Origin of the sequence: Pseudomonas shahriarae, from assembly GCF_014268455.2 — a bacterium.
In the GTDB taxonomy this organism is placed as follows: Bacteria; Pseudomonadota; Gammaproteobacteria; order Pseudomonadales; family Pseudomonadaceae; genus Aquipseudomonas; species Aquipseudomonas shahriarae.
In genome coordinates, this window is sequence record NZ_CP077085.1 from 716,458 (window position 1) to 740,711 (window position 24,254).

22 protein-coding genes are annotated in these 24,254 nt (G+C 61.8%); 13 read left to right on the plus strand and 9 right to left on the minus strand.

Annotation, left to right across the window (positions count from 1 at the left end):
- Nucleotides 1-38 precede the first annotated feature (38 nt).
- The gene (gene cytX / locus HU773_RS03145) at nt 39-1,328 is read left to right on the plus strand and encodes a putative hydroxymethylpyrimidine transporter CytX (RefSeq protein ID WP_186625918.1); all 1,290 of its coding nucleotides are present in this window, start codon (nt 39-41) and stop codon (nt 1,326-1,328) included.
- On the opposite strand, the gene HU773_RS03150 is transcribed toward cytX, so the two are convergent.
- Nucleotides 1,297-2,043 carry an RsiV family protein gene (locus HU773_RS03150; protein ID WP_057437337.1) on the minus strand — a complete coding sequence of 249 codons (747 nt, stop codon included), beginning with the start codon at nt 2,041-2,043 and terminating at the stop codon, nt 1,297-1,299. The two genes, cytX and HU773_RS03150, sit on opposite strands and share 32 nt — an antisense overlap.
- Nucleotides 2,044-2,245: 202 nt before the next feature.
- On the opposite strand from HU773_RS03150, the gene HU773_RS03155 reads away from it, so the two are divergent.
- From HU773_RS03155 to cpdA, 3 genes are all read left to right on the plus strand, one after another.
- Nucleotides 2,246-2,863, plus strand: coding sequence for an NUDIX domain-containing protein (locus HU773_RS03155; protein ID WP_057437341.1), 618 nt, complete (start codon nt 2,246-2,248; stop codon nt 2,861-2,863).
- Entirely contained in the window at nt 2,854-3,303 is a 450-nt protein-coding gene (locus tag HU773_RS03160) for a DUF1249 domain-containing protein (RefSeq protein ID WP_057437343.1), read from the plus strand. The genes HU773_RS03155 and HU773_RS03160 overlap by 10 nt, the downstream gene beginning before the upstream one ends.
- A gap of 98 nt (nt 3,304-3,401) precedes the next feature.
- Nucleotides 3,402-4,217 (plus strand): 3',5'-cyclic-AMP phosphodiesterase, encoded by an 816-nt coding sequence (gene cpdA / locus HU773_RS03165; RefSeq protein ID WP_057958135.1) that lies wholly within the window; start codon nt 3,402-3,404, stop codon nt 4,215-4,217.
- A gap of 1 nt (nt 4,218) precedes the next feature.
- On the opposite strand, the gene HU773_RS03170 is transcribed toward cpdA, so the two are convergent.
- The 3 genes from HU773_RS03170 to HU773_RS03180 all read right to left on the minus strand — a co-directional run bounded on the left by HU773_RS03170 (nt 4,219) and on the right by HU773_RS03180 (nt 7,740).
- On the minus strand, nt 4,219-5,202 hold the full coding sequence (locus HU773_RS03170) for a M14 family metallopeptidase (RefSeq protein WP_120731380.1): 984 nt from the start codon (nt 5,200-5,202) through the stop codon (nt 4,219-4,221).
- A 71-nt stretch (nt 5,203-5,273) separates the two neighbouring features.
- Entirely contained in the window at nt 5,274-6,623 is a 1,350-nt protein-coding gene (locus HU773_RS03175; RefSeq protein ID WP_325166529.1) for an MFS transporter, read from the minus strand.
- Nucleotides 6,624-6,849: 226 nt separating this feature from the next.
- Nucleotides 6,850-7,740 carry a LysR family transcriptional regulator gene (locus tag HU773_RS03180; RefSeq protein WP_057437349.1) on the minus strand — a complete coding sequence of 297 codons (891 nt, stop codon included), beginning with the start codon at nt 7,738-7,740 and terminating at the stop codon, nt 6,850-6,852.
- A 133-nt stretch (nt 7,741-7,873) separates the two neighbouring features.
- On the opposite strand from HU773_RS03180, the gene HU773_RS03185 reads away from it, so the two are divergent.
- The 6 genes from HU773_RS03185 (at nt 7,874) to HU773_RS03210 (ending at nt 15,103) form a co-directional block, all read left to right on the plus strand.
- Entirely contained in the window at nt 7,874-8,482 is a 609-nt protein-coding gene (locus tag HU773_RS03185) for a YqiA/YcfP family alpha/beta fold hydrolase (RefSeq protein WP_115127248.1), read from the plus strand.
- Nucleotides 8,483-8,526: 44 nt separating this feature from the next.
- Nucleotides 8,527-10,431: a DNA topoisomerase IV subunit B gene (parE, locus tag HU773_RS03190; protein ID WP_057437361.1), complete on the plus strand. Its 1,905-nt coding sequence runs from the start codon at nt 8,527-8,529 to the stop codon at nt 10,429-10,431.
- Nucleotides 10,431-11,426, plus strand: a complete 996-nt coding sequence (locus tag HU773_RS03195) for an esterase-like activity of phytase family protein (RefSeq protein ID WP_057958140.1) — start codon at nt 10,431-10,433, stop codon at nt 11,424-11,426. The genes parE and HU773_RS03195 overlap by 1 nt, the downstream gene beginning before the upstream one ends.
- Nucleotides 11,423-11,944 (plus strand): retropepsin-like aspartic protease family protein, encoded by a 522-nt coding sequence (locus tag HU773_RS03200; RefSeq protein ID WP_057437365.1) that lies wholly within the window; start codon nt 11,423-11,425, stop codon nt 11,942-11,944. The genes HU773_RS03195 and HU773_RS03200 overlap by 4 nt, the downstream gene beginning before the upstream one ends.
- A 10-nt stretch (nt 11,945-11,954) precedes the next feature.
- A complete protein-coding gene (gene parC / locus HU773_RS03205; RefSeq protein ID WP_057437367.1) occupies nt 11,955-14,219 on the plus strand; it encodes a DNA topoisomerase IV subunit A in 2,265 nt (754 codons plus the stop codon).
- Between the two features lie 176 nt (nt 14,220-14,395).
- Nucleotides 14,396-15,103, plus strand: coding sequence for a PqiC family protein (locus HU773_RS03210; protein ID WP_057444497.1), 708 nt, complete (start codon nt 14,396-14,398; stop codon nt 15,101-15,103).
- Nucleotides 15,104-15,266: 163 nt separating this feature from the next.
- Here HU773_RS03210 and HU773_RS03215 read toward each other — a convergent pair whose 3' ends face one another.
- On the minus strand, nt 15,267-16,796 hold the full coding sequence (locus tag HU773_RS03215; RefSeq protein WP_186625917.1) for an AhpA/YtjB family protein: 1,530 nt from the start codon (nt 16,794-16,796) through the stop codon (nt 15,267-15,269).
- A 133-nt stretch (nt 16,797-16,929) separates the two neighbouring features.
- Between HU773_RS03215 and serB the strand changes: the two genes are divergently transcribed.
- The gene (gene serB / locus HU773_RS03220; RefSeq protein ID WP_115127251.1) at nt 16,930-18,141 is read left to right on the plus strand and encodes a phosphoserine phosphatase SerB; all 1,212 of its coding nucleotides are present in this window, start codon (nt 16,930-16,932) and stop codon (nt 18,139-18,141) included.
- A 126-nt stretch (nt 18,142-18,267) separates the two neighbouring features.
- Here the strand turns inward: serB and asd are convergent, their stop codons facing one another.
- From asd to HU773_RS03235, 3 genes are read right to left on the minus strand one after another with little or no spacing between them, the layout of a single operon-like run.
- Nucleotides 18,268-19,128, minus strand: a complete 861-nt coding sequence (gene asd / locus HU773_RS03225) for an archaetidylserine decarboxylase (protein WP_057958144.1) — start codon at nt 19,126-19,128, stop codon at nt 18,268-18,270.
- A gap of 16 nt (nt 19,129-19,144) precedes the next feature.
- Nucleotides 19,145-19,960 carry a rhodanese-like domain-containing protein gene (locus tag HU773_RS03230; protein ID WP_057958145.1) on the minus strand — a complete coding sequence of 272 codons (816 nt, stop codon included), beginning with the start codon at nt 19,958-19,960 and terminating at the stop codon, nt 19,145-19,147.
- Between the two features lie 57 nt (nt 19,961-20,017).
- Nucleotides 20,018-21,553, minus strand: a complete 1,536-nt coding sequence (locus tag HU773_RS03235) for an HDOD domain-containing protein (protein WP_120731391.1) — start codon at nt 21,551-21,553, stop codon at nt 20,018-20,020.
- 166 nt (nt 21,554-21,719) lie between these two features.
- Between HU773_RS03235 and motA the strand changes: the two genes are divergently transcribed.
- Complete coding sequence (gene motA, locus HU773_RS03240) at nt 21,720-22,571, plus strand: flagellar motor stator protein MotA (protein ID WP_120731393.1); 852 nt, start codon at nt 21,720-21,722, stop codon at nt 22,569-22,571.
- Nucleotides 22,572-22,574: 3 nt separating this feature from the next.
- Nucleotides 22,575-23,597, plus strand: coding sequence for a flagellar motor protein MotB (gene motB, locus HU773_RS03245; protein ID WP_186625916.1), 1,023 nt, complete (start codon nt 22,575-22,577; stop codon nt 23,595-23,597).
- Between the two features lie 53 nt (nt 23,598-23,650).
- On the opposite strand, the gene HU773_RS03250 is transcribed toward motB, so the two are convergent.
- Nucleotides 23,651-24,046 (minus strand): type II toxin-antitoxin system PemK/MazF family toxin, encoded by a 396-nt coding sequence (locus tag HU773_RS03250; protein ID WP_186625915.1) that lies wholly within the window; start codon nt 24,044-24,046, stop codon nt 23,651-23,653.
- Nucleotides 24,047-24,254 lie beyond the last annotated feature (208 nt).

The window sequence follows — 24,254 nt, forward strand, 5'->3', positions numbered from 1 at the left end:
GAGCGTGGGAACGATCATGTCCCTCTGAGATAACCCCCTTGAGCATTCAACCCAGCACCTATTCCCCTGACATCGCGGTGCCTGCCGATAAAAGAGTCTTCGGCGCCCGCGATCTGTTTTCCCTATGGTTCTCCCTCGGCATCGGCCTGATGGTCCTGCAAACCGGTGCACTGTTGGCGCCGGGGCTGGGCCTGTCGGGGTCGTTGCTGGCGATCTTGCTCGGTACCCTGGTGGGCGTGCTGTTGCTGGCTGCCGTCGGGGTGATCGGCAGTGACACCGGCCTGTCGTCCATGGCCGCCCTCAAGCTCAGCCTCGGCGCCAAGGGGGCGAGCCTGCCGGCGCTGTTGAACCTGTTGCAACTGATCGGCTGGGGCTCGTTCGAGATTATTGTCATGCGCGATGCCGCCAGCCTGCTGGGTACCCGGGCTTTCAGCGCCGGCAGCCTGTGGGCCAGCCCGTTGCTCTGGACCGTGTTCTTCGGCGGCCTCGCCACGTTGCTCGCGGTCAGCGGCCCGTTGACCTTCGTGCGGCAGATCCTGCGCAAGTGGGGGATCTGGCTGTTGCTGGCGGCGTGCCTGTGGCTGACCTGGAACCTGTTCGCCAAGGCCGACCTGGCCGCGCTGTGGGCCCAGGCCGGCGATGGTTCGCTGCCGTTTGCCGTCGGGTTTGACATCGCCATTGCCATGCCGTTGTCCTGGCTGCCGCTGATTGCCGATTACTCACGCTTCGGCCAGCGCGCCACCCGTGTGTTCGGCGGCACCGCCCTGGGCTTTTTTATCGGTAGTTTCTGGCTGATGAGCCTGGGCGTGGCCTACACCCTGGCGTTTGCGCCCAGTGGCGAAGTCAATGCGCTGTTGCTGGCGTTGGCCGGGGCTGGCCTGGGGATTCCGCTGTTGCTGATTCTGTTGGATGAATCAGAAAACGCCTTCGCTGATATTCACTCGGCGGCGGTGTCCAGCGGCATGCTATTGCGCCTGAAAGTCGAGCACCTGGCGCTGGCGATTGGGCTTGTGTGCACGCTGATCGCCTGCTTTGCGCCCTTGGCCCAGTATCAGAACTTCCTGCTGTTGATCGGCTCGGTATTCGCGCCGCTGTTTGGCGTGGTGCTGGTGGACCACTTCATTCTGCGCCGGCGTGGCCAGGCCCTGGCTACAAGCCTGCGCTGGCCGGCATTGCTGGCCTGGCTGGGAGGAGTCAGTACCTATCATCTGCTGGCCAATCTGTACCCGGATATTGGCGCGACCCTGCCGGCACTGACGCTGGCAGGGCTGTTGCAATTTATCCTTGGGCGCGCTTTCAGCGGCGCACGGGCACCAGCTCAGGCTTGATGATGCCGTCGAGGCGAGCGTAAGGAATCTGCAACTCGACGTGGCCCATGGCGTAAGGCGCAATGGTGGTCGTAGGGTACTTGAGCACCACGGCACCGTAGGTCAGCGCCACGTTCGGGGTTTTCTGGAAGGGCCAGCTTTTCACGTACTCCGGCTCCAGGCTCAGGCGAGTGCTGATCAGCCAGCTGTTGTGGGCCACTTGGGCGGCTTTCCAGAACGCGTCTTCCTTGCCCGGGCGCAGCATGTCCGCCAGGGTCAGGTTTTTTTGCTGTTGGCGCGAGTAGTTGATGAAGCCACGGCCGGGTTCGCCGTGGGCACCGCCGGTGTCCAGGTAGCTGGACAGCTCGATGATCACCAAGCCGTCATGCTGCTCCCGTACCTTGGCCTGCAAATACATGCTGTTGCGCGGGCCGGACTCACGCAGGAATTTTTCCCGATAGGCATTCAAGGTCGCCGGCACCGGGGCGCCGGGGGTGGTGCGGGTCATTTCCAGCAGGCGTTGCTCGATCAACGCATCGAGCTTGGGCTCGCTGGCGAAATGCACCGTATCGATGTTCACCAGCGGGCAATCGGCAGTGGTGCAGCCGGGTTGCACCACCTCGGAGGCATCGCGAGTGGCTTCCAGCGGCGCACGGTAGCTGGGTTGGAACAGGCTCTGGCAAGCACCGAGCGTCAGGGCAATACAGGCCACGGAGGCGACTTTTAACAGCGACATGGGCGTCCTTCATAAAGCGGAGAAGAGCGAAAGATATGGGGCTTCGACTATCGGCATCCCAGTCAGTTCGCCACTAAGCTGATTACAGTGAGTGTGACCGCCGCCGCCCGTCCCGGCAACCGCAAAGGGGCTGCACCGAGGCGCGCGAGCGCTGTAGGATGGCGCGATGCTAAGACACACACCGGATTAAACGAGGGTTGATATGACCGACAGTGCGAAATCGACGCCGACCAGATTCGAAGAGGTTCAGCGCGACAATGCCTACAGCGGCTTCTACAAGCTCGATCGCGTGCAACTGCGTCACGAGTTGTTCGATGGCGGCATGAGCCCGGTTATCAACCGTGAGATTTTTGTACGCCACGATGCCGTGTGTGTACTGCCCTACGACCCGCAGCGCGATGAAGTGGTGTTGATCGAGCAATTTCGTGTGGGCGCCATGGGTCGCACCGACAACCCCTGGCTGGTGGAAATGGTGGCCGGCCTGATCGACAAGGACGAGCAACCGGAGGAGGTTGCACACCGCGAAGCCGAAGAGGAAGCTGGGCTGACCTTCTCCGCGCTGTGGCCGATCACCAAATATTTCCCCTCGCCGGGTGGCAGCACCGAATTCGTCCACCTGTTTTTGGGGCGTTGCGACAGTGCCGGTGCCGGCGGTATCCATGGCCTGGCCGAGGAGGCAGAAGATATCCGTGTCACCGTCTGGGCTTTTGAAGATGCCCTGCAAGCGGTACGCGACGGTAAAATTTCCAACGCAGCCAGCATTATCGCCCTGCAATGGCTTGCGCTTAATCGCGCGGAAGTGAGGGGGCTATGGCAGTAAAGGTACGGGAACGCTACCGGGTTGATCTGATCGGCTTGCAAGCCGCTTGCGAGGCTAACTACGCGCGGCTGATGCGCCTGTTGCCGGACATGCGCCACGCGCCCGAAGCGCGCCGGATCGCCGTGACCCACGGCGACCAGATGCTCGGCGTGTTGAACCTGGAAGTGATCCTCACCTGCCCCTACACCAGCACCCTGCGGGTGCGCCAGGAGCACAGCCTGCCGTGGCTGCCGGTGCCGCAGTTGGAAGTGCAGGTGTATCACGATGCACAGATGGCCGAAGTAGTCAGCGCCGAACATGCACGGCGCTTTCGCAGCATCTATCCTTACCCCAATGTGTTCATGCACCAGCCCGATGAGAAAGCCCAGCTCAATGTGTTCCTCGGCGAGTGGTTGAGCCATTGCCTGGCGTTGGGCCATGAGTTTGAAGTCGTGCGGTAGATGTGAACTGCGTCTGCTTCACGGGTTTCCTCTTTGTATCCTGCCCCAGCATAATTGCGCCCATTGTCCATTTTTCGTGATCGCCCTGGGAGAACGCCTTGCCGAGCGTATCCATCGTGAACCCTGATGCGCCGGCGTTGCTGGTGCAACTGTCTGACAGCCACCTGTTTGCCGAGGCCGACGGCACGCTGCTGGGCATGAACACCCGTGACAGCCTGCAGCGGGTGATTGACCTGGTCCGCGCCCAGCAGCCGCAGATTGATTTGCTGCTGGCCACCGGCGACCTGTCCCAGGACGGCACGCTTGCGTCCTACCAGCTGTTTCGTGAACTGAGCCAGCAGGTCGGCGCCCCGGCGCGCTGGATCCCGGGCAACCACGATGAGCCGCAGGTCATGGCCGAGGCCACCATGGGCAGTGCGTTGCTGGAGCCGGTGGTGGATGTGGGCAACTGGCGGGTCATTATGCTGGACTCCGCCGTGCCGGGCTCTGTGCCGGGTTATCTGGCGGATGTGCAACTGCAGCTCTTGGCCCAGGCGTTGAGCGAAGCACCGGGCCGCCATCACCTGGTGTGCTTCCATCATCACCCCGTGCCTATCGGCTGTGCCTGGATGGAGCCGATTGGCCTGCGTAACCCTGAGGCGCTGTTCGCCGTCCTCGACCGGTTTCCCCAGGTACGGGCGGTGCTGTGGGGGCATGTGCACCAGGAAATCGACCGCGAACGCCATGGCGTGCGCCTGCTGGCGTCGCCGTCGACCTGTATCCAGTTCGCCCCGGGCAGTGAGGATTTCAACGTCAGCGAACAGGCCCCTGGCTATCGCTGGCTGCGTTTGCATGCCGATGGACGCTTGGAAACAGGCGTAGAGCGGGTCCAGGGGTTTGCCTTCACCGTCGATTACGGTAGCAATGGCTACTGATCTATTGACGGTAGTCCCGCGCTAACCGCACCACCGTAACGCCTTGCCCCAGATGCCGCAGTGAAGGCTGGATCAACACGCAGTTGTCATACGGCGTGACGATTTCGCGCTGGGCATCCCGGGCGATCACCGTGCCAGCGTGGCTGATCCGCTCCAGGCCACGAAAGTCATCGGTGAAACTGAAGTCCATGCTGTGGGCGATCACTGGGTCGGTGACTTGCAAACATTGCTGGGCTGCAGGTTTTTCCTGGCTGAGAAACGTCGATACATCCGCCTCGACGACTGCCTGAGTCGCAATCAGGAAGCGGGCCGCGACGTCGAGGGCGACCCGTTCACTGGTTTTCGAAAAGTGCTGGCCGGTCTCGATCAGCAGCGCATTCTTGGGGCTGGCGGCATCGCCGAATCCGCCGTAGTCACGCATGCGCCGGCCGTTGGCGTGGCCGGCGTCTGCGACGATGGTTGCCGGTACGCCTAATGATTGGGCGAACGCCAGGCCTTTGGCGCATGCACCGCACATCATCAGCGGCGGTGATTCTTCGTGCATTGAGTGGATATCGAGCAGCAAATCCACACTGTCGATCAGCGGGCGCAGCTCCCGGGCGCGGCGCAATTCGGCGGAGTCGCGCGGGCCGTCGAGGGTTGATGGCAGCCAGACGCGGTTCATGTCCTCGTCAATAAAGCGGGTCGCATCAATGTCCTGTGGGTCGAAGCGTTGATAGGCCTGTATGTTGGCAAAGCCCAGTGACAATCGCCCCTGGCGCGGGCGCACCCCGCTACGCAACAGGGCGTCCACCGCGATTGCGCCGCTGACTTCATTGCCATGGGTCAGTGCCATGATCAGCACATGGGGCCCTGGCGTGCCGCTGTCGAAGCTGTGTATGTAGTCGATCCCGCAGTTACCGGTTTTCCATTGGCTCAGATCAGGGAACTGGACCTCCACGGGGTAGGGTTTGAGTGCTGCACGAACCTGCTCAAGGGTTTTCATTTCAGTCTCCGACTGACCGAGGTGTGCACTTGCCGCGCGGGCTTGGCGCGCGACAAGCAAGAAGGGTTTGTTTAATGGGCAGCGGGGTGGGTGCCGCGCATGCGTCGGCCCAGGCAGATAATCGCCAGTACGCTGATCAGAATGGTCGCCATGACATAAAAGCTGGGGGCCAGCTTGCTGCCGCTGGCGTCGATCATCCACGTCACGATCAAGGGCGCAAAACCACCAAACAGGGTGACGGAAAAGTTGTAGCTCAGCGCCAGGCCGGTCCCGCGAATGCTGGTTGGGAAAATATCGGCAAGCATCGCCGGGATGGGCCCCAGGCAGGCAGCGATCAACAACCCGACAATCGCCTGCACGGTCAGCAGCGTAGAAAAGCTGGGGAAGGCGTTGAGCAGGGCGAACATCGGATAGGACGAAAACCCGGTAAGCAGCAAGGCGATTGTCAGTACCCGAAAGCGTCCGTAGCGATCGGATAAGCCGCCAAATACCGGGGCCATCAACATCAGGGTCACGCCAGTCATCAGCGCCCCGAGATACGAAGAGGTGGCGGTGATGTTCAGTTGTTTAAGGGCATAAATGGGCATGTACAGCTTGTGCACATAGTTGAATGCTGTGGCCCCGGCCACCACGCCGATAGCCAGCAACAGGCTGACGTGCCCTTTGACCAACACATCGCGCAGCGGCGTCTTCAACTTTGTGCTGGCGGCGGTTTTCTTGAAGTCCGGGGTTTCATCGATTTGCGTGCGAATATAGAAACCCACCGGCCCGATCAGCAGGCCGAAGCCGAAGGCCACACGCCAACCCCAGTCGTTCAACTGCACATCCGACAGCACATAGCTGAGGATTGCACTGACCCCCGCGGCCAGTATGGTCGCCAGGCCCTGGGTCGACAATTGCCAACTGGCAAAGAAGCCACGGCGTTTGGCATCGGCGTGCTCGACCATGAATGCGGTCGCCGCACCAAACTCACCGCCCGTAGAAAAGCCCTGGAGCATGCGCGCAACGATGATCAACAGCGGCGCTGCCAAGCCGATCTGCTCATAGGTCGGGGCGAAGGTAATCATTGCGGTGCCGATCAGCATGATCATGATCGACATCGTTAACGATGCCTTTCGCCCGGCCCTGTCGGTGTAGGAACCGAGCACGATGGCGCCCAGGGGGCGCATCAGGAAGGAAATGCCAAACGAGCCTACGGCCAGCAGCAGTGAGGTGGTTTCGTTATCGGATGGGAAAAACTGTTTGCTGATCACTACCGCGAAATAGCCGTAGATCAGCAAATCATAAAACTCCAAGGCGTTACCGACACTGGCAGCGACGATCTCCTTCCATGGACCTCGCTGGGTTGGAGCCTGTGCCGATGATAAGACGGATGATGGGACTGTCATGGGTGTGCACCGGGTCTGTTTCACAGTTGGCATTCGGATTCGCCGAACCGCAGCGCGGCCTGACGAGATCGAAGGCATTAATTGTTATGGGTGAAAGCCCGGGTGAAATTGAATCAAGTGCGCACGAACAGCAATTGCCGTTTCGGCACAGGTTTGAGCTGTTTTGGCACGGGGCCGACAGGCATTGGGTTTTACGCATCTTGGAGTTGATGCAATGCCAGAAGCTATGAGCGCAAACGCTGTTGGCGCAACGACAGGTTCACAGACCTTCCCAGATCTTCATGACCATTTCGCTCTGGTTGGCGTGCAGGCGATGCAGCGAGACGTCGAAGGCGACGTGAAACTCGGGGCCGCCTGCAATCAGCAACTCGCCCGAGGCCAGCGCATCCTTGACCACCATGCGCGGCAGCCATGCCAGGCCTCTGCCACGCTTGGCCATTTCCAGGATGGCGTCATAAGAGTCCGCCTGGTAGACCATGCGCAGCGCCAGGTGCTGTGGCAGCCGCTCAAGGTGCTGGGCCAGCACGCCGCGCAGTGCCAGGGACGGAGAAAAGGCCAGCCAGGGGATGCTCATGGCGCAGGGCGCGGTGCAGATCTGCTGGCGCGGCAGGCCATTGGCGTCCGGCGCACTGACCGGCAACAGTTCCTCATTGGCCAGTACCCGGGAGTCGCAACGCTCCGCGCCCAGCAGTGTCTGGGTCAATGGGCTGGAAAAGCTCAACAGCAGGTCGACCTCACCGGCGGATAACTTGCTGATCGCTTCTTGCGCCCCGCTGGTGACCAATGACACCGCAAAATTGCCCAGGCGCTGGTGCAATGACTCGTACCAGTCCGGGAAAAAATCGCTGGCCAGGGTCCGGCCGGTGGCGATGCGCACGGGTTCGTCGCGGCTCAGGGTGGTGCCTTTGAATTGCGCCCTGACAGTGGTCAGCAGTTGCAATGATTGTGTCGCGGCGTCCAGGAACAGCACGCCGCAAGGCGTCAGTGACAGGGGCTGTTTGCGCTCGATCAAGGGTGTACCGACCCATTCTTCCAGGGCGCGGATACGTCGGCCGAACGCCGGGTGCGTGACACAGCGATTTTCGGCGGCCCGCGACAGGCTGCGGGTGCGGGCCAGTTCGATAAAATCCTCAAGCCATTCTAGTTGCATGCGGTTTTCCTGCCTGGCGGCTCATCAACGCGGCGTCAGCGATAGTACCGCCAGCGGCGATGGGCTGCACCCACAACCCCCGCGTTCCCTGTAAACTGCGCCCCTTTGGCTGTAAACGCACGGAGAGCCCGGCATGTCCGCTTCGATCTTGTATATCCACGGTTTCAACAGTGCGCCGGCCTCGACCAAGGCCAGCTTGCTGATGGGCGTGATGGACAGTCTCGGTCTGGCCGACCAACTGCGGGTGCCGGCCTTGCATCACCACCCACGCCAGGCGATGGCCCAGCTGGAGCAGGCGATCGGCGAGCTGGGGCGGCCGCTGCTGGTCGGCAGCTCACTCGGCGGCTACTATGCAACCCATCTTGCCGAACGCCATGGCCTCAAGGCGCTGTTGGTCAACCCGGCGGTCAGCCCCCATCGCATGTTCGACGGTTACCTGGGCACCCAGAAGAACCTCTACACCGATGAAACCTGGGAACTGACCCACGATCACGTCGCGGCCCTGGCTGAGCTTGAGGTTGCAGCGCCCCAGGATGCCCAGCGCTATCAGGTGTGGTTGCAGACCGGGGACGAAACACTGGATTATCGCCTCGCCGAGCAGTATTACCGGGCCTGTGCCTTGCGTATCCAGGCTGGCGGCGACCACGGTTACCAGGGCTTTGGCCGACAGTTGCCGGCGTTGTTGAGTTTTGCCGGCATTGGCGCAGATCAGTACCAATCCTTCGATTTCACCGCATTGTGAAACCGCAGGTTACTTTTTAATCGAACGACTCACGACGAGACCCCATGGCCACTCCCAGCGCTAGCTCTTATAACGCCGACGCCATCGAAGTCCTCTCGGGCCTCGACCCGGTGCGCAAACGCCCCGGCATGTACACCGACACCAGTCGGCCGAACCACCTTGCCCAGGAAGTCATCGACAACAGCGTCGACGAAGCCTTGGCCGGGCATGCCAAGTCGGTCCAGGTCATCCTGCACGCCGACCATTCCCTGGAAGTGTCCGACGACGGGCGCGGCATGCCGGTGGACATCCACCCGGAAGAGGGCGTGTCGGGTGTCGAGCTGATCCTCACCAAGCTGCACGCGGGCGGCAAGTTCTCCAACAAGAACTACCAGTTTTCCGGCGGCTTGCACGGTGTGGGTATTTCCGTGGTCAACGCCTTGTCCACGCAGGTGCGGGTCAAGGTCAAGCGCGACGGCAACGAATACCAGATGACCTTCGCCGATGGCTACAAGGCCACCGAGCTGGAAGTGGTCGGCACGGTCGGCAAGCGCAATACCGGGACCAGCGTGTACTTCGCGCCGGACCCGAAGTACTTCGATTCCCCGAAATTCTCCATCAGCCGCCTCAAGCACGTACTCAAGGCCAAGGCCGTGCTGTGCCCGGGCTTGCTGGTCAGTTTTGAAGACAAAGGCACCGGCGAAAAGGTCGAGTGGCACTACGAAGACGGCTTGCGCTCCTACCTCGAAGACTCGGTCAGCGAGTTCGAACGCCTGCCCAACGAGCCGTTCTGCGGCAGCCTGGCAGGTAACAAGGAGGCCGTGGACTGGGCCTTGCTGTGGCTGCCCGAAGGGGGCGACAGCGTCCAGGAAAGCTACGTCAACCTGATCCCCACCGCCCAGGGCGGTACCCACGTCAACGGTCTGCGCCAGGGCTTGCTGGATGCCATGCGCGAATTCTGCGAATACCGCAGCCTGTTGCCGCGCGGCGTGAAGCTGGCGCCGGAAGACGTCTGGGAACGCATCGCCTTTGTGCTGTCGATGAAAATGCAGGAGCCGCAATTCTCCGGCCAGACCAAGGAACGCCTGTCGTCCCGCGAGGCCGCGGCGTTTGTCTCGGGCGTGGTCAAGGATGCGTTCAGCCTGTGGCTCAACGAGCACCCGGAACTGGGCCTGGCCCTGGCGGAGCTGGCGATCAACAACGCCGGCCGTCGCCTCAAGGCCAGCAAAAAGGTCGAGCGCAAGCGCATTACCCAGGGCCCGGCGTTGCCCGGCAAGCTGGCGGACTGCGCCGGCCAGGACCCGATGCGCTCCGAACTGTTCCTGGTCGAAGGTGATTCCGCCGGTGGTTCGGCCAAACAGGCGCGGGACAAGGAATTCCAGGCGATCCTGCCGCTGCGCGGCAAGATCCTCAACACCTGGGAAGTCGATGGCAGCGAAGTCCTGGCCAGCCAGGAAGTGCACAACATCGCCGTGGCCATTGGCGTCGATCCAGGCGCCGAGGACATGAGCCAGTTGCGCTACGGCAAGATCTGCATCCTGGCCGACGCCGACTCCGATGGTCTGCACATTGCCACGTTGCTCTGCGCACTGTTCGTCCAGCATTTCCGCCCGCTGGTGGATGCCGGTCACGTCTACGTGGCCATGCCGCCGCTGTACCGCATCGACCTGGGCAAAGAAATCTTCTACGCCCTGGACGAGGCCGAACGCGACGGCATCCTCGACCGCCTGGTGGCCGAGAAGAAGCGCGGCAAGCCACAAGTCACCCGATTCAAGGGCCTGGGTGAAATGAACCCGCCGCAACTGCGCGAAACCACCATGGACCCGAACACCCGGCGCCTGGTGCAGTTGACCCTCGAAGACTATGCCGCCACTTCGGAAATGATGGACATGTTGCTGGCCAAGAAGCGCGCCGGCGACCGCAAGGCCTGGCTGGAGTCCAAAGGCAACCTGGCCGAGGTATTGGGCTGATGCGCAGCGGTTTCGCCCTGGCGATACTGTTGTTGAGCGGGTTGGCTGCTACCCCAGTGGTTGCCCAGCCTGCGGCCGAGCTCAAGTTGTTGTCCGAACACCCTGTAGACGGCATGCGCGGCGGCAACCTGTCGGGCCTGGCCTTGTGTGGCAAGGACTTGTGGACGGTCTCTGACCGCGACGACGACCAGATCTACCGCCTCGATACCCGCGCCGACACCTGGCAGGCCGAGACGGTAACGATCAACGTGCCGCCGGTGCCCGAGTCTGGCCTGCCCTGGGGCTTGCGCGCACGCACCACGGCGGCGTCGGTAATTCGCGGCGGCGACCTGGATTTTGAAGGCATCAGCTGTGACGCCGCGGGTAATCGCTATATCGTCAGCGAAGCCCATGCGGCCGTGCTGCAGGTGCCGGCAAGCGGTGATCCCGAGTGGCTGAAGATTGCCCCTGGCATGGTCCGCGAGGCGCGGGCCAGTGGCCTGTTGTTGCACTTCAATGCCCTGTTTGAGGGCTTGGCGGTCAACCCCGAGGGCAACCAGATCTGGCTGGCAGCCGAGCGTGAGCGGCGCGGGCTGATCTCGATCAAGCGCGGGCAAAGCGTTTGGGATTGTGATGGCCCGTGCGTACTGTTGAGCGAAGCCGGCCAGGAAATGCAACCGGCGCAGTTTCCGGGGGCCAGGGCGGTGTCCAAGGACTTTGCTGACCTGGCGTTGTTCAACGGCAAGCTGTTTACCCTGGAGCGCAACGCGTTCCAGATCTGCCGGCGCGACAGCGTGACGGCCAAGGTCGAGTTGTGCTGGTCGTATGCCGATGAGGCCCTGGTGCCAAATCGACGTTACCCCCAGAACTACGGCCTGGCGGAAGCCCTGTTGATTGACGCCGACGGCGCCTGGATTGGCATCGACAATAATTTCGGCGCTCGGGCCGATGCTGAAAAACGCCCGATGGTCTATCGTTTTGCCGCCCCGGCCGGTGGCTGGAGCGCCCAGCCTTGAGTGCGCAACCACCGGGCAAGCGTGCCGGGCGGGTGTTGATGTTCGTGGCCTGGGGTGCCGGACTGTTTCTGGCCACGCGGTTTTTCGGGCAATGGGAGGCGCGGCAGGAAAACCCCAATGCCGTGGTCACCTCACAGCAACACGAGGGTTATATCGAAGTGAAACTGGTCGGTAACGGCCAAGGGCATTTCGTCGCCACTGGCCAGATCAACGGCCAGCCGGTGGATTTCATGCTCGATACCGGCGCCACCGATGTGGCGGTGCCGGCCGAGTTGGCCGAACGCCTGGGGCTCAAGCGCGGTTTGCCGGTGACCTTGAGCACCGCCAACGGCCGCAGCCAGGGCTATCGCACCCACCTCGACCGCCTGCAGTTGGGCGATATCGTCCTGCAGGACGTGCGCGCCCTGGTGGCGCCGGGGCTGGGTGGCGAGCAAGTGCTGTTGGGCATGAGCGCATTGAAACAACTTGAATTTACCCAGCGTGGCGGCACCTTGCTGCTACGCCAGACCAGACAATGATGAGGCCCGCATGAGTGACATCCTTGCAGACAGCTTAGACGGCGTAGAACGCCGGTCGCTGGCTGACTTCACCGAAAATGCCTACCTCAACTACTCCATGTACGTGATCATGGACCGTGCCTTGCCGCACATCGGCGACGGCCTGAAACCGGTACAGCGGCGCATTATCTACGCCATGAGTGAGTTGGGCCTGGACGCGGACTCCAAGCACAAGAAGTCGGCGCGTACCGTCGGTGACGTGCTCGGCAAGTTCCACCCCCACGGCGACTCGGCGTGCTACGAAGCCATGGTGCTGATGGCCCAGCCGTTCAGCTACCGCTACACCCTGGTCGATGGCCAGGGCAACTGGGGGGCGCCGGATGATCCCAAGTCGTTCGCTGCCATGCGTTATACCGAGGCGCGCCTGTCGCGCTACTCCGAAGTGCTGCTCAGCGAGCTGGGCCAAGGCACGGCAGACTGGGGCCCGAACTTCGACGGCACCCTCGACGAGCCATTGGTATTGCCGGCGCGCCTGCCCAATATCCTGCTCAACGGCACCACCGGCATCGCCGTGGGCATGGCCACTGATGTGCCACCGCACAACCTGCGTGAAGTCGCCACGGCCTGCGTGCGCCTGCTCGATGAGCCCAAGGCCACGGTTGAGCAACTGTGTGAGCATATCCAGGGCCCGGATTACCCGACCGAAGCGGAAATCATCACGCCGCGTGCCGACCTGCTGAAAATGTACGAGACCGGCAAGGGCTCGGTGCGCATGCGTGCGGTGTACCACATCGAAGATGGCGACATCATCGTCACCGCCTTGCCGCACCAGGTCTCCGGCGCCAAGGTGCTGGAACAGATTGCCGCGCTGATGCAGGCCAAGCCGTCGAAGCTGCCGCAAGTGGCGGACCTGCGTGACGAGTCCGACCACGAGAACCCTTGCCGCATCGTGATCATCCCGACCAATAGCCGGGTCGATCACGAAGTGCTGATGCAGCATCTGTTTGCCAGCACCGAGCTGGAATCCAGCTACCGGGTCAACGTCAACATCATTGGCCTGGACGGCAAGCCGCAGCTGAAAAACCTGCGCAACCTGCTGGTGGAGTGGCTGGAGTTCCGGGTCAATACCGTGCGCCGCCGCCTGCAGTTCCGCCTGGACAAGGTCGAGCGTCGCCTGCACCTGTTGGACGGCTTGCTGATCGCCTATCTCAACCTGGATGAAGTGATCCACATTATCCGCACCGCCGAGCACCCGAAAGCCGAGCTGATCGCGCGTTTCGAGCTGAGCGAGATCCAGGCCGACTACATCCTCGACACCCGCCTGCGTCAGTTGGCGCGCCTGGAAGAGATGAAGCTGCGCGACGAACAGGACGCGCTGCTCAAGGAACAAGCCAAGCTGCAAGCCCTGCTGGGCAGCGAAGCCAAGCTCAAGAAGCTGGTGCGCAGCGAATTGATCAAAGATGCCGAAACCTATGGCGACGACCGCCGCTCGCCGATTGTCGAGCGTGCCGAAGCCAAGGCCCTGACCGAAACCGAGCTGTTGCCCAACGAGAAAATTACCGTCGTTCTGTCGGAAAAGGGTTGGGTTCGTTCCGCCAAGGGGCATGATATTGATGCCACCGGTTTGTCGTACAAAGCCGGCGATGGGTTCAAGACCGCCGCAGCCGGGCGTTCCAACCAGTTCGCGGTGTTTATCGACTCCACCGGGCGCAGTTATTCGGTGCCGGCCCATACCCTGCCATCTGCACGGGGCCAGGGCGAGCCGTTGACCGGCCGCCTGGCGCCGCCGCCAGGGGCAAGTTTTGAATGTGTATTGCTGCCCGATGATGACTCGCTGTACGTCATCGCCTCTGACGCCGGCTACGGTTTCGTGGTCAAGGGCGAGGATTTGCAGGCCAAGAACAAGGCGGGCAAGGCGCTGTTGAGCCTGCCGAACAACGCCAAGGTGATCCTGCCGCGTCCGGTCGAGGACCGTGAAGGCAATTGGCTGGCCTCGGTGACCACCGAGGGGCGTTTGCTGGTGTTCAAGATCAGCGACCTGCCGCAGTTGGGCAAGGGCAAGGGCAACAAGATCATTGGTATCCCAGGGGAGCGGGTGGCCAGTCGCGAAGAGTACGTGACCGACATCGCGGTGATCCCGGAAGGCTCTACCCTGGTGCTGCAGGCCGGTAAACGTACGCTGTCCCTGCGCCCTGATGACCTTGAGCATTACAAGGGTGAACGTGGACGCCGCGGGAACAAATTGCCCCGTGGCTTCCAGCGGGTGGATGCTTTGCTGGTAGAAACACCTGCTTAAAGCGATATAGAGCACCCGATCTACGATTTAACGCGTAGATCGGCGCTTTCGCGCTGGAGTCATGGCGCATATTCACGGATGATATGGCCTTTCCAGCGCCGGCGTGGCTGAGCGCGTATAGGTTATTTTTAGTATTACATTGTGGTTTGCCTTGTGGCAGCCACCTGGATGGGATGATGACTGCTCCACGCCTTCCTTTATTTTTGATGCTCGCTGGCCTTTTGGGGTTGGCGGGTTGCACTACGCACCAACCGGTGTCGCTGTACCAGCTGGATAGCGGAAATCCGGCGCAACCTGCGCAAAGTGCTGGCATGGCGGTCTTGCTCGGGCCGGTCGTGGTTGCCGATTACCTGCAACGTGAAACCCTGCTGCAACGCCAGGACGATGGCAGCCTGCAAGGCTCCATCGACGGCCGTTGGGCCGGTAGCCTGTCTTCGGATATCAACCAGTTGATGCTGCGCCAGGTGGCCGGCCATCTGGACAGCCAGCGTGTGGTGCTGTCGCCGGCGCCCACCAGCTTCACGCCGGATGTGCAGGTGTTGCTGACTATCACGCGCCTGGACTCCGGGGCTTCGCAGCCGGCCATCCTTGACGCGCAATGGCGCCTGATCGACCGCCGTGGCCAGGTGCGGGACAACCGCATTGTGCATCTGCAGGAGCAGCATGCCGGCAGCACCGCTTCCCAGGTCCAGGCCCAGGGCGTGTTGTTGCAGCGTTTGGCTGAGCAGTTGTCGGTTGCCCTCAAGCCATTGGCCAACCAGCCACCGATTGCCGAGGCCCCGCGCAAGCAGGCCCCGGCGCCGGCCAAGCCGGCAGCCCCGGAAAAGCCGAAGATCCCGATGGCATCGCCGATTCGTACGGATATGGAAGTGTTCAGGTTCTGACCTGAATCGCAGCCAAATAAAAGGCCCGCTGAGTAAGCGGGCCTTTTTGTTTGGCGCAGATCAAATGTGGGAGCGGGCTTGCCCGCGATAGCGCAGTGTCAGTCGACACTTGATGACTGATCCAGCGCTATCGCGGGCAAGCCCGCTCCCACACAAGCCTGTGTCACATTGCTGGCTTGTTGCGGGTCTCATGCATCCGTGCCAGCTGACGTTCCAGCATCGACGGGTAAGGCTCCATCAAGCGCTCTACACAGCACGCGCCTTCAGGGCTGGCAATCGGCCGGATACGTGCGCGTTGGCGGATCAAGGCGTCGTCGCTGATCTTGCGCTCCACCAGCAGCAGGTTGCGGCTGTGTTGCGACAAGGCCAGGGCGTCCTGGGCGTTTTCGGTCAGCAGCAGATCAATCTGGCTCATGCCATACAGATCATCGCCCAATGTCAGGCCCAGTTGCAGTTGCAGGGTGATGCCGCTGTCGGCGACTTCGATCTGCAAGGCATGGCCCAGGGCGCGCAGCAGTTCACCGCAGCAGATGGCATTGGTCAGGTAGTCTTCGCCGCTGTCTTCGCTGTGGAACAGCATCAACGTGCTGCCGTCGTTCAAGGTGTGCAGTTCGCTCTGGTACAGCGAGGCTGCCTGGTCCAGGCAATCGCGGTAGCGTTCCAGCAACTCGGTCAGGCGTGCCCGTGGCAGGCGGCGCAATTGCTCCTGGGCGCCCAGTTGCACGGCCAATACCGCGCTGTGCTGGGGCTGGCTGCTCGCAGGCCGAGGCGCGACCACCGGGCTTGGCGCCGACTCGTCACGCAGGTCGGCAAACGGATCGTCATCGTCCAGGCGGTCTTCTTCGGCCTTGATGGCCGTACGCGGTGCCGGCTTGAGGCCAGCCATCGGCGTCGACTCGTCGAAGCTCGGATCGCGCAGGTTGCGCACTTCGAACTCGGGTTCGTCGTCATAGTCGGTGTCGTCGAACTCCGGCTCGGGCTTGGCTTCAGGTATGACCGGCTCCGGGGCAAAGCTGGTGTGCAACTGGCGGGCAAGGTCGCCGATCTCATCCTGGCGGTCGGTGGCCGGGGTGTGTTCGTCGATGTCGCGCAGCCAGATGCGCAATTGCATCAGCGGCGTGGAGATATGCCGGCCCAGGCGCAGGCTCAAGGCCAGGGCCAAGGCCAGCAGGATCGCGCTGAGGATGCCCATGCTTTGCAGGCTGATGGTCATCGGCTGCTGGAACTGTTGCATGTCCAGGCTGATGCGCAATTGGCCGGCTTTCACATCCTGAAACGTGATATTGCTCTGGTACAGGCCTTCGGCCTCACCCAGCAGGCCGTTTTTCGGGCGTTGCCCGGCTTCGGCCATGATCCGGTTGTCCACGCTGTAGATGGCCGCGTGGGCCACCAGCGGGTTCTTGGTCAGGTTGTTGAGCAGCACGTTGAGGCTGAGGATGTCGTTGGACACCAACAGCTCGGTCGCCGAGGTGGCGGTCTGGGTCGTCAAGCTCTCGCCCAGGGCGTCGGCTTGCTCGTGCATGGCCTGTTTGAACTGCAAACCCATCACGCAGGCGTAGATCACCAGGGCCAGGGCGACCAGGATCACGTTATGGCTGGCGATGCGTAATGCGATCGGTACACGGCGGTGGCGCAGTGCCCGGAAGATCAGCAGGAAGAAGTTATCGGTTTTTACTGGCGTGGGCCGGTTCACTTGCGCTCGGCTCTTGGTCCGTGAAGTTGACGCGCAGTATAGCGACAGGCCCAAGACCGGCAAAGCGCTGGCTGTGCCCGATGGTCACTGAAAGTGGGTAGAATGCGGTTTTTTTCCAGCTCGGGGGTGCGCTTTGCGCGAAATTGTCCTGATTAACATCACCGGTGTTGACCGTCCGGGTCTTACCGCAGCCATTACCGGTGTTCTGGCCCAGGGTGGCGTGACCATTCTCGACATCGGCCAGGCCGTGATCCACGACACCCTGTCGTTCGGCATCCTGGTGGAGATTCCAGATACCGAACAGGCGTCGTCTGTGCTCAAGGACATCCTGTTTACCGCCTATAAGCTGGACCAGCAGGTGCGTTTCACCCCGGTATCCGAAGCGGATTACCAGCACTGGGTGGCCGGCCAAGGCAAGAAACGCCACATCGTCACCCTGCTGACGCGCAAGGTCACCGCTGAACAATTGCAGCGGGTCAGCTCGATCACTGCGCAATATGGCTTGAATATCGACCATATCGACCGTCTGTCGGGTCGCATGCCCCTGGACACCCCGGCGGACCAGGGCAAGGGCTGCATCGAGTTCTCCGTACGCGGTGAGCCGGCTGACCCGCAAGCCTTGCGCGCCGAGTTCCTCAGCGTGGCCCAGGAACTGAACGTGGATATCGCCTTCCAGGAAGATTCGCTGTTCCGTCGTAACCGGCGCCTGGCGGTGTTCGACATGGACTCGACTCTGATCGAAGCCGAAGTTATCGACGAGTTGGCCAAGGCCGCAGGTGTGGGCGAGCAAGTCTCGGCGATCACCGAGCGCGCCATGGCCGGCGAGCTGGATTTTCGCGCCAGCTTCAAGGAGCGTCTGGCATTGCTCAAGGGCCTGGACGTCAGCGTCCTCGATTCCATCGGCGCCTCCCTGCGCTTGACCGAAGGTGCCGAAACCCTGTTCGCCGAACTCAAGCGCCTGGGCTACAAGACCGCGATCCTCTCGGGTGGCTTTACCTACTTCGCCAAGCAATTGCAGGCCAAGCTGGGCATCGACTACGTGTTCGCCAACGAGCTGGAAGTGGTGGATGGCAAGGTGACGGGCGTGGCGGTCGAACCGATTGTCGATGCGCAACGCAAGGCTGACTTGCTCAAGGAGCTGGCACACAAGGAAGGTTTGCGTCTGGAGCAGACCATTGCGGTCGGCGACGGCGCCAACGACCTGCCGATGCTGGCTATTGCGGGGTTGGGCGTGGCGTTCCGGGCCAAGCCGCTGGTCAAGCAATCGGCCAAGCAGGCGATTTCGACCTTGGGGTTGGATGGTGTGTTGTATCTGTTGGGGCTGCGTGACCGCGACGGTCAATAACGACAGGAACGCGGTCAAAAATGTGTGAGCGGGCTTGCTCGCGAAGGCGGTGTGTCAGTCAACTAAGGTGTCACACCGCTTTCGCGAGCAAGCCCGCTCCCACATTTGATTTTCGCTGTATTCGGATCAGGCTTTTGGCAGCGCGATACCCTGGCCCATCTGCACCGGCGTTCCCGCCACCAGTTCTTCAGCCCACTTCACCTGATCCGGCCCAAACAGCACGATAGCGGTCGAACCCAGCTTGAAACGCCCCAGTTCCGCACCTTTTTCCAGGTGGATCGGCGCACGGGCGGCTTCGTCGTAGCGCACGGTTTTCAGCTCGCGCTTGGGCGGCGTTACCAGGCCGGCCCATACGGTTTCAATCGACGCGACAATCATCGCGCCCACCAATACCACGGCCATCGGGCCGCGTTCGGTGTCGAACAGGCAAACCACACGCTCGTTACGCGCAAACAACTCCGGCACGTTTTCGGCCGTGGTCTGGTTGACCGAGAAAATCCGCCCAGGCACGTAGACCATTTCCCGCAGGGTGCCGGCCAGTGGCATGTGCACGCGGTGGTAGTCCTTCGGCGACAGGTAAATGGTGGCAAAGTCGCCGCCCATGAACGGTGCGGCAACGGCGGCGTCGCCACCGAGCAGTTCCAGCACGCTGAAACTGTGGCCCTTGGCCTGGAACACGCGGCCGTGCTCGATCGGGCCGAGCTGGCTGACTGCGCCGTCTGCCGGGCTCAGCACCGCGCCCGGGGTTGAGTCCAGGGGGCGGGCGCCGTCTTTCAGGGCGCGGGTGAAGAAGGCGTTGAAGTGCTCGTAAGCGGTCACGTCTTCTACCTGGGCCTGGGACATATCCACCTGGTAGCGCTTGGCGAACCAGGTGGTGAAGGCATTTTTGAACCAGCGCACACGGCATTCGGCAATGCAGCCGGCCAGGCGCGACAGCAGGTGGTGGGGCAGCAGGTACTGGCTGAGGATAAACAAACGCTTTTTCATGAACTGTCCTTAAACCTTAAATCTCGACGGGGGTGTCGGGGTGGTTGCCCCATTCGCCCCAGGAACCGGCATAACCTTTGACTCGCGGATAACCGAGCGCCTTGGCCACCAGGTAGGTGAAGCCAGAACGGTGGTGAGTCTGGCAGTGGGTGATGATTTCTTTGTCTTTGGTCAGGCCCAGGCCTTCGAGGATCTGCGGCATGTCGCGGCGGATCCGCAGGTTGCGTGCCTTGTCCATGCCCGCCGTCCATTCGAAGTTGACTGCGCCGGGAATATGCCCGCCCTTGGCCGCGAGGACTTTTTCGCCGCTGTATTCCAGCGGGCCACGGGCATCCCAGATGCCCAGGTCGGCAGCACCGAGGCGGCTTTGCAGGTATTCGCGGGTGGCCGTGGGCTCGTCGTGCAGGGTCAGGCTGACCGGGCCGCCGACGGCAACGGTGGCCTCGGTGGACACGGGGTGCTGTTCATCCAGCCATGCCAGCAGGCCGCCATCAAGGTAGTGATATTTCTTGTGGCCGATCACGTCGAGCAACCAGATAAACCGCCCGGCCCAGCCGCCGCCTTCGTCGTCATACACCACGTAGGTGGCATCCGGGGTGTGGCCCAGTTCGCCGAACAGTTTCTCCAGGTCGGCCTTGGCCGGCAGCAGCCCTGGGGCCGGTGGCTGGCCCAACTGGGTGCGCTTGGGATCGACAAAGTGCGCGCCGGGGATATGCCCCTGGGCATAACGGGCGGCGCTCGTGAGGTCCACCAGAATCAACGGCTCGGCGGCGAGGCGACTAAGCAGGTCGCTGGGTTCGATCACCAGCGGCAAGCCAGAAAAGTCAGGCATGTGAGGTCTCCCGGGCGCTAGGTTGGGTGATAAAAGAGGGCGATTGTAACGCAAGCATCAAGCGGTGCGGTTGGTAAAGCAGTGCAGGGCTTTCTCGATGCATTGGGCGGTTTTGCCGAAGGCCTGCACGGTGGTTTCGGAGAACGGCCCGCCCCCCTGGTCGGCAATCATCAGCATCACCACCCGGCCGTTACAGCTCAGGGAGCGCAGCAGCAAATGCTCGCCGACGAACAGGCGCCGCAATGAAGCAGGCAGCAGCACCGCGAATTGTGCGTGATTTTCCGGGTTGAGGCGCACTTGCGCAGGCTTCTCCAGCAAGCGTTGCAGCAGCGTGCTTTGTGCGGACTCAAGGCTCAGGTTGGCAGCGTCCTTGGGCAGGCCGTCGACCTGATGCACGCGCAAAGTGGCCAAGGCCTTGTCGGCCATCAGCAACATCACGCGCTGCATGCCACTGGCAACCAGGGCCTCCTTGGCGCAGGTGGTCAAGTGCATCGCATTGGCGAAGCGGCTGGGCTCCACCAGCAGCTCAGTACAACGCTTGCGCCACACCGCCAGGGCTTCGGCGGTCGGCGGCGGTGCGGGCAGCAGGCCGCGATGCACTCGTTGCACATGCCAGGGCCAGATCAACGCCAGTGCCGGATGCCAGAGACCGGCGGTCAGGGTATGGCGCGCGCTGATGACCGCCTGTTGGTGCACCTGTTGCTGCACGTCGGCCAGTGGTTGTTGCAGGTACAACGCGGTGAGGTACTGCCAGCGCTGGGTATGGGGGCAGGCCCAGGATTCCTGGGCCGCCAGTGCCATGCCATTGGCCAGTAGCACGGTATTGGCCGGTTGGTTCAGCCAGCGCCGCAGCGCCGGGTCGGCATCGAGTTTTTGCTGCTGGCTCAACGGCACTTCATCGCGGGCGATGTGCAGGGCCTTGACCAGTAAGCGTTGTTCCTTGAGCAGCAGTTGGTAGCCCTGGGATACCCAGATCGGCAAGCGCCAGGCCTCGGTCAGCTCCAGGCACAGTGCCAGCAGGGGCACGCCAAACAATTCCTGTTCGACCTTGCGTGCCGATTGACCCTTGTGGATCACCCGCAGCTCCCATTCCTCCAGGAGCTTGGGGTAGGCAACGGCCATCGGCCACAGCGGTGAAAGAAACAGCAGGCTGCCCCAATGAATATCCTGCCACAGGCGCGCCAGGCGGCTGGCAAACAGGCCGCTGGCTTGCTGCGAGGCATGCTGGCTGATCAGCTGCAATTGGCGCAGGGCCACGGGGATTTCATTGAGCGGCACCGACGGCAGGCGCGCGAGCAGTTCTTCGGTGCGCTTGAGGCCGAGGCGGTTGATCGCCACTTCAAGGTTTTCTGCGGGCTCTGCCAGGCTGCCGTGGGCCTGGTTGTTGGCTTCACGCATGACGCTCAGGACCAGTGCCGGGCTGTCTTGCATCAGCTCTGCAATATCTCGCAACGAACGGCGACTGTCGCCGATGGCCTTGCACACGGCAATGTGGCTCGCCTGCGGGACGGGCAGGAGAACCTCGTCCAGACGCTTGATCCAGCCAGCCAGAGAGTTGGGTTTTGTAGTTGGGACTGTCGTTTCGTTTGCCATGATTGGGGCGCGATCATCACTTGCGGTCAACACGCCCGGAGTGGGCCGAACTGGCTTTTCGCCTTAACGGGCTATAGTCTGGCGCAGTTTTGCCGATAAGTAGAAGAAGAGTTTTTAGATCTTCCGAATATGTCCATGAACCCGACGGCGCAAGTACTCATCCCCTATGGCTAAAATTATCGGCATCATCGTCGTCATCGCAAGCGTGCTCGGCGGATACGTTCTGTCCCACGGTAAAATTGCTGCGCTGATCCAGCCCTTCGAAGTGCTGATCATCGGCGGTGCGGCGTTTGGCGCTTTCCTGCAGGCCAACCCTAGCTACATGACCATGCACGTGATCAAAAAGTCGCTGGGCATGTTCAGCTCGCGCTTTTCCCACACGTTCTATCTGGAAGTGCTGGGCCTGGTCTACGAGATCCTGAACAAGAGCCGCCGCGAAGGCATGATGGCCATCGAGGCGGATATCGAGGACGCCGCAGCGAGCCCGATCTTCGCCAAGTACCCGGCCGTGCTCAAGGATGACCGCATGACCGCCTATGTCTGCGACTACCTGCGCATCATGTCCTCCGGCAACATGGCCCCCCACGAGCTGGAAGGCCTGTTCGACATGGAGCTGTTCAGCCTCAAGGAAGAACTCGAGCACCCATCCCACGCCGTGACCGGTATCGCCGACGGCATGCCCGGTTTCGGTATTGTCGCGGCAGTACTGGGGATCGTGGTGACCATGGCGTCCCTGGGCGAAGGCGACCAGGCGGCCATCGGTATGCACGTCGGCGCGGCGCTGGTGGGGACCTTCTTCGGTATTCTCGCAGCCTATGGTTTCTTTGGCCCGCTGGCCACCTCCCTGGCCCACGACGCCAAGGAAGAGCTGAATATCTACGAAGCGATCAAGGCGTCCCTGGTGGCTTCGGCTTCCGGTATGCCGCCATCCCTGGCGGTGGAGTTCGGGCGCAAGGTGCTGTATCCGAAGCACCGTCCAAGCTTTGCCGAGCTGGAACAAGCAGTTCGCGGTCGCTAAGCCATGGAAAACAACCAGCCGATTATCATCAAGCGCGTCAAGCGCTTCGCTGCTGGGCACCACGGTGGTGCCTGGAAAATTGCCTTCGCTGACTTTGCGACGGCGATGATGGCGTTCTTTTTGGTGTTGTGGCTGATGTCCACCGCGACGCCGGAACAGAAGATCGCCATCGCCGGTTACTTCAAGGACCCCATTGGGTTTTCCGAGAGCGGCACGCCGTTTGTGATCGACTTGGGCGGCTCGCCCGAATTGGCCCCTGAACGCACCATCAACCCGGAGGTGCAGACCGAAGCGCCCCAGGAAAATATCCCGATCGAGCGCCAGACCGTCGAGAGCATGGCCGAACAGGTCGAGCAGGAACGCCTGGAGCTGTTACTGCAAGAGTTGCAGAACAAGGTCGATGAAAACCCGCAACTGCAAAAATTCAAGGATCAGATCCACTTCGATATCACCCAGGACGGCCTGCGTATCCAGATCATGGATGCGGCCAATCGACCGATGTTCGACTCTGGCAGTGCGCGCTTGAAGTCTTACTTCGAAGACATCCTGCTGGCCATGGCCGACACCATCAAGGCGGTGCCGAACAAGATCAGCGTCAGCGGCCACACCGATGCCAAGCCGTATTCGGGCCTGGGCGATTTCGGTAATTGGGAGTTGTCGGCCAACCGTGCCAACGCCGCCCGCCGTGTCCTGGTGGCCGGCAGCTATCCGGATACCCAGGTGGCGCGCGTCGTGGGCTTTGCTTCATCCCAGCTGTTTGATGTCCAGGACCCGTTCAACCCGATCAACCGGCGCATTGATATTGTGGTGCTGACCAAAAAGGCCCAGCGTGCCATCGAAGGCGAGCAGGGTGCCCCTGCGCCGGTACCGACCCAGGGCGAGGGCGCACCGGGTGAAGTGCCGTTAGACCCGAATGCCCTGCCACCCGAGCAGCAGCCGTTGCCGGCCCATGAGTTGCGGCAGAAGCTGAATCTGTTTGATGAGGGCGGGGTAAAGGCTCCTACGGTGCCTGCGCCAGGCTCGTAGGCGTACCGTCTAAATGAAAGCGCCCCGATCAGTCGGGGCGTTTTTACTTGTGCTCAAAGTGGGAGGTAGGCTTTGACGCCACTGATCACGCCTTGCATATCATCGGTATTCAGCCGCGGTACGAAGTACTCCCGACCTTTGGAGCGGGTCTTTCTATGCAGCTTGTCGAGGCGCTCGAAACTCACGGTATAGATCATGTCGCACTTCACCCACAGCTCTTTGTAGCCATCGGACTGAAGGGGGTTGATGTGTAACAGGTGGTGCCAGGCATGCTGGACTTCGGGGGCAGTAGAGGCGATCGGGACTACAGTGCACAGCCTGCGATTGTGGCTGGAGGTAGGGGATATCACCACGACTTTACGGATCTTCAGCATTTCAGGGGCGACACAGCCTCGTGTGAAATCGCAGAGAAGAACATCGCCTTGTTTGGGGTGATAGTAGAGAGTCAATCGAATGTCCCGCAAAAGCAAAGCCGCCCGAAGGCGGCTTCATTCGACACGCAGTGGAGCTTGCTTCGCCCCTTCTGCGCCGCTGGATCAACTCCGGGAAGGATCCAGACTCCTGCCGACTTTCGCCGGTAACGGAGTGATTATGGGCATCAGGAATTCCGAATTCAAGCTGGCTTGTGTCAACGAGCCACCCAGTTGTCCTGAATTC

Bases quoted from the DNA above. Each gene is read 5' to 3' on its own strand.
- motA (WP_120731393.1), top strand. From the start codon at position 21,720: ATGGCTAAAATTATCGGCATCATCGTCGTCATCGCAAGCGTGCTCGGC.
- parE (WP_057437361.1), top strand. From the start codon at position 8,527: ATGGCCACTCCCAGCGCTAGCTCTTATAACGCCGACGCCATCGAAGTC.
- HU773_RS03230 (WP_057958145.1), bottom strand. From the start codon at position 19,960: ATGCCTGACTTTTCTGGCTTGCCGCTGGTGATCGAACCCAGCGACCTG.
- asd (WP_057958144.1), bottom strand. From the start codon at position 19,128: ATGAAAAAGCGTTTGTTTATCCTCAGCCAGTACCTGCTGCCCCACCAC.
- HU773_RS03195 (WP_057958140.1), top strand. From the start codon at position 10,431: ATGCGCAGCGGTTTCGCCCTGGCGATACTGTTGTTGAGCGGGTTGGCT.
- HU773_RS03210 (WP_057444497.1), top strand. From the start codon at position 14,396: ATGACTGCTCCACGCCTTCCTTTATTTTTGATGCTCGCTGGCCTTTTG.
- HU773_RS03155 (WP_057437341.1), top strand. From the start codon at position 2,246: ATGACCGACAGTGCGAAATCGACGCCGACCAGATTCGAAGAGGTTCAG.
- HU773_RS03160 (WP_057437343.1), top strand. From the start codon at position 2,854: ATGGCAGTAAAGGTACGGGAACGCTACCGGGTTGATCTGATCGGCTTG.
- HU773_RS03175 (WP_325166529.1), bottom strand. From the start codon at position 6,623: ATGCCAACTGTGAAACAGACCCGGTGCACACCCATGACAGTCCCATCA.
- parC (WP_057437367.1), top strand. From the start codon at position 11,955: ATGAGTGACATCCTTGCAGACAGCTTAGACGGCGTAGAACGCCGGTCG.
- HU773_RS03185 (WP_115127248.1), top strand. From the start codon at position 7,874: ATGTCCGCTTCGATCTTGTATATCCACGGTTTCAACAGTGCGCCGGCC.
- HU773_RS03150 (WP_057437337.1), bottom strand. From the start codon at position 2,043: ATGTCGCTGTTAAAAGTCGCCTCCGTGGCCTGTATTGCCCTGACGCTC.
- HU773_RS03180 (WP_057437349.1), bottom strand. From the start codon at position 7,740: ATGCAACTAGAATGGCTTGAGGATTTTATCGAACTGGCCCGCACCCGC.
- motB (WP_186625916.1), top strand. From the start codon at position 22,575: ATGGAAAACAACCAGCCGATTATCATCAAGCGCGTCAAGCGCTTCGCT.
- HU773_RS03170 (WP_120731380.1), bottom strand. From the start codon at position 5,202: ATGAAAACCCTTGAGCAGGTTCGTGCAGCACTCAAACCCTACCCCGTG.
- HU773_RS03235 (WP_120731391.1), bottom strand. From the start codon at position 21,553: ATGGCAAACGAAACGACAGTCCCAACTACAAAACCCAACTCTCTGGCT.